Annotated in this window: 6 protein-coding genes; 3 read left to right on the forward strand and 3 right to left on the reverse strand. The window is 47.3% G+C overall.

Annotated features, from left to right (window positions below):
* Positions 1-6: 6 nt before the first annotated feature.
* Positions 7-7,479: a beta-ketoacyl synthase N-terminal-like domain-containing protein gene (locus AXI59_RS16825; protein ID WP_061528778.1), complete on the forward strand. Its 7,473-nt coding sequence runs from the start codon at positions 7-9 to the stop codon at positions 7,477-7,479.
* Positions 7,480-7,619: 140 nt separating this feature from the next.
* Here the strand turns inward: AXI59_RS16825 and AXI59_RS16830 are convergent, their stop codons facing one another.
* A complete protein-coding gene (locus AXI59_RS16830; protein ID WP_061528779.1) occupies positions 7,620-8,831 on the reverse strand; it encodes a cytochrome P450 family protein in 1,212 nt (403 codons plus the stop codon).
* A 311-nt stretch (positions 8,832-9,142) separates the two neighbouring features.
* Between AXI59_RS16830 and AXI59_RS16835 the strand changes: the two genes are divergently transcribed.
* Entirely contained in the window at positions 9,143-9,577 is a 435-nt protein-coding gene (locus AXI59_RS16835; protein WP_061528780.1) for a NucA/NucB deoxyribonuclease domain-containing protein, read from the forward strand.
* 105 nt (positions 9,578-9,682) lie between these two features.
* Positions 9,683-10,375 (forward strand): YoaK family protein, encoded by a 693-nt coding sequence (locus AXI59_RS16840; protein ID WP_061528781.1) that lies wholly within the window; start codon positions 9,683-9,685, stop codon positions 10,373-10,375.
* 38 nt (positions 10,376-10,413) lie between these two features.
* On the opposite strand, the gene ymzB is transcribed toward AXI59_RS16840, so the two are convergent.
* Together ymzB and AXI59_RS16850 are read right to left on the reverse strand one after the other, a co-directional pair.
* On the reverse strand, positions 10,414-10,776 hold the full coding sequence (gene ymzB, locus AXI59_RS16845) for a protein YmzB (protein WP_061528782.1): 363 nt from the start codon (positions 10,774-10,776) through the stop codon (positions 10,414-10,416).
* A 203-nt stretch (positions 10,777-10,979) separates the two neighbouring features.
* On the reverse strand, positions 10,980-12,308 hold the full coding sequence (locus AXI59_RS16850; RefSeq protein WP_061528783.1) for a S8 family peptidase: 1,329 nt from the start codon (positions 12,306-12,308) through the stop codon (positions 10,980-10,982).
* Between the last annotated feature and the right edge of the window lie 451 nt (positions 12,309-12,759).

Here is a 12,759-nt window from a genome sequence, read left to right on the forward strand (position 1 = left end):
ACGGCTTTGCAAAACACTGAAGATCTTCTTTACAAACTATTAGCAGGCCAGCTGAAGTCTATCGGATTTTTTACAGAAAACAATACTCAGCCGGTCTTACAGGATTTTTACGGAAGATGGCTTGAAGAAAGCATCTCAATCTTAGTGCGAAACGGTTTTCTCAAACAGTCCGAAAATACGTGCGTTTTAACGAAACCGATAGAACGTGCGGATGTGCTGTGGAAAGAATGGGATGAAAAGAAAACTCCTTTACTCAAGGACAGTAATAAACAGGCGATGATCATTTTAGTAGAGACAGCACTCAGAGCTTTGCCGGATATTTTATCCGGCAGAGTTTCTGCCACTGATATTCTGTTTCCCGATTCCTCTATGAATTTAGTGGAAGGAATTTATAAGAACAATACAACCGCAGATTATTTTAATGAAGTGCTCGCCGACACACTGACAGCCTTCATTGAAGAACGGGTGAAGCAAGACCCGTCAGCTGAGGTTCGGATATTAGAAATCGGAGCGGGCACGGGCGGAACAAGCGCCGCTGTCTTCCAAAGATTAAAAGAATACAAACATTGTGTAAAAGAATATTGCTATACCGATTTGTCGAAGGCTTTTTTAATGCATGCTGAAAAAGAATACGGCCCCTATAATCCGTATTTGACCTATAAGCGATTTAATGTGGAAGAGCCTCCCGTCCTGCAGGAAATAGAGGCGGGGGCCTATGACGCGGTGATTGCGGCAAATGTTCTTCACGCGACGAAAAATATCCGGAAAACGCTGCGCAACGCCAAAGCGGTGCTCAAAAAGAACGGTATTTTGCTCTTGAACGAAATCAGCAGCCATTCGGTCTATTCTCACCTGACATTCGGCCTTTTAGAAGGCTGGTGGCTCTATGAAGATGCTGAATTGCGCATCCCGGGCTGCCCGGGCTTATATCCCGAAGCCTGGCAAAAGGTGCTGGAGGCCGAGGGGTTCCGGTACGTTACATTTATGGCAGAATCGTCGCACAAGCTCGGCCAGCAAATCGTGGCCGCTGAAAGTGACGGGGTAATCAGGCAAAAACAGCCGGATGTGCAGGCGGCCCCGGAAATCGCAGCGTCTGCTGAGCAAGTCGGAGCTTCCGAACTCGGTTTGTCTATCACAGACCAAACGGTTCAATTTATAAAAGAAACGTTAGCGAAATCGATAAAGCTTTCTCCAGAACGTATTCATGTTGAAACCAGCTTTGAAAAATACGGAATCGACTCCATTTTGCAGGTGAATTTTATCCGTGAGCTGGAAGCATTGACGGGCGAGCTTCCGAAAACGATTCTTTTCGAACACACGAATACAAAAGAGCTTGCCGCATATTTACTTGAAAACTTTCCGGATAAGCTGCAAAAGGCGTTTGTTACAGAGCAAGCGCCTCCTGAAAAGAAGAAAACGGCACCGATTATCAAGAAAGAGGCTCCTCCTGTCATTGAGACGCGGCGATTTATAAAAGAAGAGCCAAAAGCGCCTAAGCCGGAACCGGCAGCGGTTTCTGCCCGATCAGATTGTGAGGACATTGCCATTATCGGCATAAGCGGGCGCTACCCATTATCTGATACGCTCGATGAGCTGTGGGAGCACTTACAAGCCGGAGACAGCTGTATTACCGAAGCGCCTGAAAAAAGGTGGCAGACATCGCTTCTGAAAACATTAGCGAAAGAAACATCCGGAGGCGGCGGTAAAAAGCGGTACGGAGGATTCCTGCAAAATATCGATGCCTTTGACCATCACCTGTTTGAAATAAATGAAGCCCATGTGATGGAAATGACGCCTGAGCTTCGTTTAAGCCTTGAGACGGTGTGGGAAACATTTGAAAACGGCGGCTACTCTTTAGAGAGATTGAATAAATGGCAGGAAACAGAAGCCGGCATCGGCGTCTTTATGGGCAGTATGTACAACCAATATTTTTGGAATATCCCGTCATTGGAGCAAGCGGCCCTCAGCTCTAACGGAGGGGATTGGCATATCGCCAACCGCATCTCTCATTACTTCAATTTAACGGGTCCGAGCATGGGAGTTACGACCGCATGCTCCAGCTCGCTGAGCGCCGTTCATCTTGCCTGTGAAAGCCTGAAGCTGAACAGCTGTTCAATGGCCATTGCCGGCGGAGTGAACTTGACGCTTGAGCCGTCCAAATATGATGCGCTCGAGCGGGCGAATTTGCTGGAAAAAGGGAGTGAAAGTAAAAGCTTCGGAACAGGCACGGGGCTCATGCCGGGAGAAGGCGTCGGCGCGGTGCTCTTGAAGCCGCTCTCTAAAGCGATTGCCGACAAAGACCATATTTACGGCGTGATAAAAAGCAGCGCTTTGTGCCACAGCGGCGGAAGGCAGATGTACACGGCCCCCGATCCGAAACAGCAGGCGAAGCTGATGGCTGCGTCTATTGACAAAGCCGGTATTGACCCGGAAACGATCAGTTATGTTGAATCTGCGGCAAACGGATCGGTATTAGGAGACCCGATTGAGGTCATAGCCCTAACAAATGCGTTTTCCCAATATACCGATAAAAAGCAGTTTTGCGCGCTTGGCTCCGTAAAGTCCAATCTTGGGCACTTGGAGGCGGCTTCGGGCATGTCCCAGCTTACTAAGGTACTGCTGCAGATGGACAGGGAAATATTGGTTCCGACCATTAATGCAAGCCCGCAAAACCCGAATATTACTCTCGATCAAACGGCTTTTTACCTGCAGGAACAAACCGAGCATTGGGAACGACTGAAGGACTCTGAAACAGGCGATACCCTTCCGCGGAGAAGCATGATTAACTCGTTTGGCGCCGGCGGGGCATATGCGAATCTCATCGTAGAAGAATATATCAGCCCGGACTGTGCGCATGGAGCAGACATCGGCCCTGAGGAATACCTAATTCCTGTCTCAGCGAAAACGAAATGGAGCCTTGAAGCATTTCTAGACAAATTGCTGGTCTTTTTAGAAAAGACACCTTCTCATCATCTGGCCGGCATCGCATCTGCTTTACAAAAGAGAACGCACCATACCGAATATCGCGCAGCGTTTACGGCCGCTTCGGTTCAGGAACTGGTGAAAAAACTGACAGCTTACCGGATGAATCCGAAGACTGACGTTACCTCCTCTTCTGAGATCGGAAAGCGGGCGCGACAATGGGCAGCAGGAGAGACGGTCATATTTGATCAGGAACAGAAAGAGCACTTCATCCATCTGCCAAACTATGCTTTTGACCACCGGACCGCTTTTCATTTCGGTGATACAGAAAGCGAGTCAGATGTTTATAGATACGATGAACCGTATGTGAAAGGTCATCAGTTTAACGGCGAACAAGTGCTTGTCGGGGCTACATACGGAAGCCTGGCCGCCGATGCGTTTTATGACATCTTTCCTGAAGCGGAAGGAGGTCAGATCAGCAAATTAAATTATGTCAGCCCTGTCACCGTCCAAAAGGGAGATCATATCGAGCTTAAAACAGAATCAAGGCCAAACGGCCCGTCTGTTGAACTAAACATAATGTATCGCAGCCGCACATCCCGCGATTGGAAACAGGCCGCTTACGCCGAGTGCCGTCCGTATCAATTCCAGAAAAAAAGCGTAGATGTAAAGGCCATTCAGCAGTCGTATCGTGAAATGGATCATATAGAAGACATATATGGAGACGGAACCGGTGCCGTCAGATGGGGAGAAGAATTTAAAGCTGTCACCCGTCTTTTCAAAGGAAACGGCGCGGTTTTGGCAAGACTGAGTCTGAACCGACACGAATCACTCCGGGCGCATGATTATGCCATCAGCCCATTTATCGCCAACAGCGCTTACTTGGCTATTCTTTCTTTATTGGATCAATCAGACGCAGGCAGCTTCTTGCCATTTGGCATTAATTCCATTCAATTCAGCAATCAGACAAAATTGACGGACTGCTGGCTGCACATCACCTTAGCGAAACATACGGGAGAAATGATCCTGTTTAACGCGGATGTCATCAACGATGCAGCTGAGACCGTGATCCGGTATGAGGGCTATTCTTTGAAACGGTTCCGCACGGCTGCGGGTCAAACAGAACAGCCGGTTCGACCTGACCCCAACTGTGCAGGCAGACTGAGTGCGGGAAGTCTCACAGATGATATCCGCCGTTATGTTACCGGTAAGCTTGCCGGGATGATGAGCGATCCGGCTGCATCCCCGCGTGTTGATGCCAATATTATGGACTTGGGAATTGATTCAGCCCGTTTGATCGGTCTGACAAAAGAGATTGAACATGATGCAAAAATAGATGTTAACCCGACATTGTTTTTCGAGTATCCGACGATTGAAGAGCTGACCGGATATTTTGCATCAGAATACGAGGCCGAATTTTCTCAATTGCTTGATCACGAGCAGCAGGCAGAAGAGCGTATGGATACGCAAACAAAAGCTTTGCCGGAGGAAAAACATGAAGGACAAAATGACGCGCATAAGAAGGACGGAATGGCGATCATCGGCATGTCAGGACAGTTTCCGCAGTCTTCTGATATCCAATCATTTTGGAAACATGTCGTAAACGGAGACAATTGTGTCACTGAAATTCCGGAGGAGCGCTGGGATTGGCGCCGGTACGGTGCGGATGAGGACAAATCAAGCCTTCGCTGGGGCGGTTTTATATACGGTATAGGCGAATTTGATCCGCTGTTTTTTGGGATATCGCCTAAAGAAGCGTCACAAATGAGCCCGGAGCAGTTTCTCTTGCTGACACATACATGGAAGGCCATGGAGGATGCGGGACTGACCAGTAAGGTGTTATCAAACCGGCCGACAGGCGTTTTCGTTGCCGCAGGCAACAGCGATCCGAACAATGGCGCGGCGATCCCGTCCATCATTCCGAACCGGATTTCGTATACCCTGAATTTGCATGGGCCGAGCGAATATTACGAAGCGGCATGTGCGTCAACGCTTGTTGCCTTGCACAGGGCGATTCAAGCCATCCGCAATAATGAATGTGAGCAAGCAGTCGTCGGCGCCGCCAATGTCCTGCTTTCGCCGAAGGGCTTTCTCGGCTTTGATTCCATGGGGTATTTAAGCAAGGAAGGGCAAGCTAAATCCTTCCAGAATGACGCCGACGGTTTTGTCAGAAGCGAAGGTGCTGGAGTCTTCATCATCAAGCCGCTGCAAAAAGCAATCGAAGACGGCGACCGCATTTATATGGTCATTAAAGGAACCGGCGTGTCTCATGGCGGCAAGGGAATGTCGCTCCACGCGCCAAACCCGGCCGGAATGAAGGCCGCAATGAAAAAAGCATATGAAGGATCTGACGTTGATCCGCGAACTGTCACATATGTCGAAGCCCACGGCATTGCATCCCAGCTTGCAGACGCGATTGAATTCAATGCATTAAAGGCGGGATACAGCGAGCTTGAAGGAGCGGAGCAAAGCAATCAAGAAGAACATCCTTGTTATATCAGCAGTCTGAAGCCTTGCATCGGCCATGGCGAACTTGCTTCCGGGATGGCCGCGCTCATGAAGGTGGCGATGGCGATGAAAGAAAACACCATACCGGGTATTCCCGGATTTACTGCCGTAAATGACCAAATGCCGATTCAAAAGAGCCGATTCCGTCTCACTGAAGAAAATCATGAATGGAGACAGCTGACAGATCACACGGGCAGACAAATCCCGCGCCGGGCCGCTATTAACAGCTATGGATTCGGCGGCATAAATGCGCATGTTATTTTGGAACAGTACAGCCCTTCTCCAAAAGAAGCGGAACGACAGCCTGAGCCTCAGCTTATCGTACTTTCTGCCAAGAGTGAGGAACGGCTCAAAGCAGCTGCGCATCAAATGGCTGATTTTGTGGAGAAAGAGGATGTCCCTTCATTCCGGGATCTCGCTTATACACTCCAAACCGGCCGCGACGCTATGAACTTCCGTCTGGCATTGGTCGTCCGTAATCAGGATGAACTGCTTCAAGGACTGAAAGATTACGCAGAAGTTTCTGAGGTAAACGGTGTGCTGCGAAGCTCCGTTCCCGGCTTTCTCGGCAGCCAGAAGACGGGATTAGGGGATCTCGGCGCATTATTAGAAGGAACGCTCGGAGATGTCGTCATGGAGACGCTATTAGCAGAAAACAATTTAGAAAAACTGGCATTTTGCTGGGTCGGAGGTGCGGATATCCCTTGGGACCGGCTTCATCAAGGCAGACACGTTCAGAAAATATCACTGCCGACGTACCCTTTTGAAAAAAACAAGTGTTGGCGCGGATTTGAAACGGAAGACATCGAAGTTTCTCCGGCTGCAAAAGAGACTGCTTCCAAAAACGAGGGTCTGCTTTACATCTTAGCCGACATATTAGGGATGGACACAGCGGACATCGATCCGCAAAAGCCCTTGACTGAATACGGTTTTGATTCAATCTCCTGTATTCAATTCCTGCAAAAGCTGGAGGCATCTGCTGACCGGCGCATCAGTCTCGAAGCGCTTCAAATGTGCAGCACGCTGGAGGAAATGACCATGCTGGCAGCAGCGGATCATCATGAGGTCTCATCAAGGGCTCTGTACAGGAAGTTTCCTGAGCTTGTTCAGTTAAATGAAAGGGAAAAAGGCCGGCCTGTTTATTGGTTTCACGGCGGAACAGGCGGAGTTGAAGCGTATCAGCCATTCGCCAAAAAAAGCCAGCGCCCTTTTTACGGCATTCAGGCAAAAGGTTTTATGACGGGGGAAACGCCGCTGGAAGGAATTGAAGAGATGGCCGCTTATTATATGGACATCATTCAAGCCGTACAGCCGAAAGGCCCTTACGATCTCGGCGGGTATTCCTTAGGCGGAATGCTTGCATATGAAACAGCGCGCTTGCTGCAGGAGGCAGGGCACGCAGTAAAAAGCATCGTCATGGTCGATACGCCGTACAGCACAAAGTGGAAAGAAACAAAACCTTCATTAAAATCCGTCATGCTGCAAACAGTAAATACGATGCTTACCGCATTTCTCAAGCCGGAAAAGCCTGAGGAAGCTTTGATCAGCCGGGAAGAAATCGACGTACAGGCGGAGGAAGAAGACTTTTTGAAAGAGCTGATCGGGCTGGCGAAAAAACGCGGATTGCCAAAATCAGAAGACACCATCCGTATGCAGGTTGAGCAAATGATAAACACGCAGCTCGCTTACGGAATGGAGGAGTACACCATTAAGCCTTTGCCTCATCCCGAAGCGCTGCAATGCTACTATTTCCGTAATAAAAGCGGCTTGTTTCTCGGCGGGCTTGAACGCTATTTAACGATTCAGGATGATCAAATCTCTCTAGACCATGAGGCCTATTGGGAAGAATGGGAACGGCACATGAAACAGTTTCATCTATTAGATGTCCATTCGTCCAGCCATGTGATGATGCTGTCAGAAACGAAGCCGCAAAACGCCATAAAGTCATTTTGCGAAAAGCTGTATGCGAACAAGGGAACAATAAGTGCCAATTTCCTCAAATCGTTCAGAAAAAAGTTAGAAGACACAAATGAATTGATAAAGCGATAATATGAAAAAAGGCTGCCGGTATCAACCCGGCGGCCTTTTTCATTCAAATAAAACTAAACGTATCATGTACTAAATATTCATATTAGACACTTGAATTGTCATTAAGAAATGAAAACCCCCAACAAAGGGGGGTTTCCATTTTATAGTGAAACAGGCAAGGTCTCAAGCCCTCTTAAAAACACATTTTTTCTCCATTTGATATCCTCACGGGCAATGTTCAGCTCTATATTCGGAAACCGTCTTAAAAGCGCGGCAAACGCAATTGCCGCTTCCATTCTGGCCAGCGGAGCCCCGAGACAAAAATGGATGCCGAAGCCGAAAGAGATATGTCGGTTCGGCGTTCTCGCTGCATTTAACGTTTCGGGATCATCAAAGTATTCCGGATCTCGATTGGCCGAACCGATTCCGATAAAAATCATGTCACCTTTTTTAATAGAGGCTCCTTTGTAAGTGAAATCCTCAACTGCCCAGCGATTCGCCATCATTACAACAGGGGAGGTATACCTCAAAAGCTCCTCGACCGCCGTATTGATCATCTCGGGCTGCCGCTTTACGTTTTCTAATTGGTCTTTGTGCAAAAGAAGCGCCAAAGTGCCTGAGCCGAGAAGATTAACCGTTGTTTCAAGTCCGGCGACTACTAATAAAAACAGCATGGAATACAATTCTGTCTCGCTTAGCTTTTGGCCGTCTTCTTCCGCATGAATGAGCTTCGTCGTCAAATCATCCGCCGGATTGGTTCTTTTTTCTTGGATAAATGTTTTAATATATTGCTTAAACTCTCTGAGCGCTTGATTGGTCGCTTCTTGTCCGCTTTCTGACGTATCGACCATCGCATTAGTCCACACTTGGAACTTGGCTCGGTCCTCTTTAGGAATACCGATCAGCTCGGAGATGACAATGAACGGAAGCCGGGCCGCGAAATCCCTTATGATATCGGGATCTGCTTTTTTTTCCATGTCATCCAATAGCTCTTCCGTAATCAGTTCAATACCTGCGCGCAGCTGTTCAATCATACGCGGTGTGAACGCCTGGTGCACCAAAGAGCGCAGCCGGCTATGATCCGGCGGGTCCTTAGCCAGCATATGATCTGAAACAAAGTCAATATCCTCGCTGACATTCAGCTTTGCGATCTGTTCCTTCGGCATCACGCGCTTCACGTCTCTGGTGATTCTGCTGTCTTTTAAAAATGCCATACAATCATCATAACGCGTAATTAACCATGTCGGAAATGCGCCGCCGAAACGGTGTAATTCGAATTTATGTATAGGGTCTTGCTCTCTGTACTTGCCTAAAACCGCAAAAGGGTTTTCGTTAAACTCAGATGACTGTGGATGAAACATTAACTTTTCCATCTACTTCCCGCCTTCCTGTTTTTAAAAGACATCACCAAACAATCTCGATCATGAATTCACTCGTGCCGCGCATACCGGGTGGACATTCCTCCTTTCGGATGCCGGAAACCTGAAAATCTGGTTACATCGGCTCACGAGTATGTCTAAAACTATATATGGAAATATAGATGGATTCAATAGACAAATCATAAAGCCTCCATTTTCGTTGATTATCAACAAAATATGAAATTTTTTCTGGTATGTAATCATTTATAACATGGCCGCCCAATATACATATTTACACTTCATATCATCATTTGAGGAGGCTGTAAATGACTGCTTTAAAAAAATGGACGGTATGTCTGCTTTTAGCGATTTTGCTTCAATTCGGTTTTATGGGGGTTGGTATCCATTCGCAGGATGCCGCCAAAGCCGCGCCTCAATACGATCAAGTGCTGTATTTCCCTTTATCAAGATATCCAGAAACGGGAAATCATATAAAAGATGCCATTTCGGCGGGGCATTCAAATATTTGTACAATTGATCGGGACGGAGCTGACGAGAGAAGAAAAGAATCATTAAAAGGCGTTCCCGCAAAAACGGGTTATGACCGGGACGAGTGGCCGATGGCCGTCTGCTCAGAAGGCGGGGCAGGGGCTGACATCAGATATGTGACACCTGCCGACAACCGCGGGGCGGGGTCGTGGGTAGGAAACCAAATGAGCGGATATTCCGATGGTACAAAGGTATTGTTTATCGTTCAGTAATCAGGTCTCCGGCATTGCCGGAGGTTTTTTTATGCCAGCTGGACATTAGAAACGGCAAAGAGTAAACTTATAAGTTGGAATCGGCTGAGAAAGGATTGGATCACATTGACAGTATCTGCATATCGAAACATTACGCTTTTACTTCTATGTATGACGGCGGGAATTGTGGATGTGATTGGCTACTTAAGCTTGGGACATGTATTTACTGCCAATATGACAGGGAACATCGTGCTGCTCGGCTTAGCGATCGGCAATTCATTGCAACTGACGGTACTCAAATCTCTCACATCCCTGATCGGATTTATTGCCGGGGTTGTTGCGGCAGCTGCGCTTGTCGGAAATAAAAAGAAATCATTCTGGCCGCGTGCCGTGACGGCTGCTTTGGCGATTGAAGGGGCTGTTTTGCTTTTATTCGCTCTGTTCTCTTATCTTTTTGCGGACGTTGTATCTGTGTACGTGTTGATTATGCTTCTCAGTTTTGCGATGGGAATGCAAACGACGGCTGCGAGAACGCTTGGCGTAGCGGGTATTTCCACGACGGTCTTAACGGGAACGCTTGCCAATTTTTTTGAAGATCTCACCGGGAGGTTTTATAAAGCGGGAGACCGGGGGCATTTTACGAGAGATGCTGTTTTACGCGCGCTTGCCCTTGTGCTGTATTGCTTCGGGGCGGTAATCGCAGCTTTCGCCGAACCGAATTATAAATTTGCGATCATCTGGCTTCCGATCGCCATCATTTTAGGAATTCTCATTTGCGCCATCACAAAGTTCCGCGCTTATACGGAAGAAAAAGCCTAATACGAAAAAAACGCCCTGAATAAGCGGCGTTTTTTTCGTTATTGCTTCCGGTGAGTGCCGATTGTATAAACGGCGCGGTCCGTATGTACCTTCAATCCGTCATGCTCCTGCTGTATTTTAATGTCGCCGAGTAAAGGAATTTCATATGCGTCTTGGGGGAGGGGGACATTACCTTCTTCCGTATAGGTCGTTCCCTGACCTTTCAGCACGAGTTCCTCCTCTGCTACATAATCATCAGGATGATTTGTTTTGCGGACGAGTACGTCATCAAGGTGAAGCATGATTTGATCCAAGTCGGAAATTTCATTCTGGCTGTCTGTCAGCTCGCCTTTTCTGATATCAAGCGTCTGCCCGATTTGTTGTTTCAGCCATTCAGAGAATTCGCTGTTTGTAAGTGCCATTGCTATTCCTCCTTTTGCTCTACACCATACTTATTCCCTATTCTTTTTAGAATTACACCGGCTAATATTTATCTTTTTTAGTCCGCGGCTCTAAAGATTTTCCGAGTTTTCTCATTATAATAGTTTTTCGATGTTTATCTGAATGGGAAAAAACGGAACCATCTGCTGATGCAGACGATTCCGTTTTTAAAATGCTAAAGAGCTTACTCTTTCGGAACGGCATTTTCTGCGTTCACTGCACCCGCCCCGTAAATGTTCGGGTCTTCGTTTGTCCATTTATCCGGACTTTGTTTCATAAGTGTTTTTACTTCATCAGGTGTAAGCTCCGTATTCTGCTGGAGGATTAACGCAGCGACGCCGGCACAGATCGGCGTGGCCATGGATGTGCCGGACAAACTAAAATAAAACGACCCCACTCGGCTTGATTTTTGTAATTTATCAAGGTATGACCGAGGGGAACGGAGGGAAATAATATCCACGCCGGGTGCGAGAATATCAGGCTTCTCTTTCCCGTATACAGTCGGGCCGCGGCTCGAAAATGCAGCAATTGTATCGTCTTCATTGCTTGCCGTATCGTTGTCATCATAGGCACCGACGGTAATGACCTTTTCACTGACACCGGGGCTTGAAATCGTTTGTGCCTCAGGGCCGGAGTTTCCTGCGGCGACACAGACGACAATCCCTGCGTTCCATGCCTCTTCGACAGCCCTGACGAGCGGGTCATCTGTTTCTTTGTCATAACGAAGCGCTTCACCGCCGAGAGACATGCTGATGATGCGGATCGGTTTTTCAGTATACTTTTCATTGTAATGAATGCACCATTCGACACCCTCAATGATGTCAGCTAATGTTCCGGACCCTGATTTGTTTAACACCTTCACGCCGAGAAGGTTTGCTTCAGGTGCCGGACCCCGGTATTTTCCCGAAGACGAAGCGCCGCTGCTTGCGATATCACCAGCGCAATGTGTCCCGTGTCCGTTGTCATCATACGGCTCCGTCCTTTGATTAACAAAATCCGCAAATCCTGTAATTCTGCCTTCTAAATCAGGATGCTGATAGATTCCGGTATCGATGACTGCGACGTTTACTCCTTTACCTGTTAGAGAGGTCCCGTTTCTTTTGACTTCCTTTGCATGGACTGACTCTGTTGCTGTATCCAAGAGCGCTTTTACTTCCCGGTTTAAATAGACTTTACGGATGTCCTCACACTGTGAAAGGAGCATTTGAAGAGCGGTTGGAGTGATATCCGCGCTGCAGCAATTGATTTTATGAAACCGCTTTTTGATTTTGGAGCGTTTCTCATTCGATAAGACCTGGCCGGCAGTGTGATAACCGGTTTCATGGCGGCCTTCTTCAAATTCAATAATGACCGACATCTTCTTTCTGTTTTTTAACTTCGCTTCGAAAAAGCTGTGTAAAAAGCAAGGTGTCCATTTGAAGGGTTTGTATAACTGTAATACATTTTCCCTGAGCGGCCAGTCCAGCTTGTGAGCATTTGACCGCACCATTTGTACCATCGAGTAACCAAACATATATATGTTTCCTCCCATTCTCGCGATTCTCTCTATACCTTATGAACAGGCAGTATGTTTGGTCAGTTTGTTTGTCCTTCATAGCTGTGGTTAAAACGCGGTTTTTAAGAGAGATATTGAGAAACAAAAGTTTGGTGAAGGGAATAGGAGGAGATATCAAAGAAGACATTCCCGCTTCCGATTGATATGATATATATGAAAAAAGGCGGCAAAGGGAATGAAGTCGTTATGCCGTACGAAAAATCTTGTAGTGCAATCTGTTTTTTCCTGCCCGATGTTGATTTCTGAGGGCGAAATCTCAGCAAAACTGCACGGCTTGAACCTGCTGTCCTTATAAATTTCGGGCATTTCTCCCTTTTATTTTATCCTGTCTCAACCTTTTTTCACGGATGCCCGGTGTTAAACAGCTTGAACTGTGACAATCAATTGATTTTTTGAAACCGGGAAGTTT

Origin of the sequence: Bacillus nakamurai (assembly GCF_001584325.1) — a bacterium.
GTDB lineage: Bacteria > Bacillota > Bacilli > Bacillales > Bacillaceae > Bacillus > Bacillus nakamurai.

What these genes read in the sequence shown, in the direction of transcription:
- AXI59_RS16830 (WP_061528779.1), bottom strand. Translation starts at nt 8,831, where the DNA reads ATGGAAAAGTTAATGTTTCATCCACAGTCATCTGAGTTTAACGAAAAC.
- AXI59_RS16835 (WP_061528780.1), top strand. Translation starts at nt 9,143, where the DNA reads ATGACTGCTTTAAAAAAATGGACGGTATGTCTGCTTTTAGCGATTTTG.
- ymzB (WP_061528782.1), bottom strand. Translation starts at nt 10,776, where the DNA reads ATGGCACTTACAAACAGCGAATTCTCTGAATGGCTGAAACAACAAATC.
- AXI59_RS16850 (WP_061528783.1), bottom strand. Translation starts at nt 12,308, where the DNA reads ATGTTTGGTTACTCGATGGTACAAATGGTGCGGTCAAATGCTCACAAG.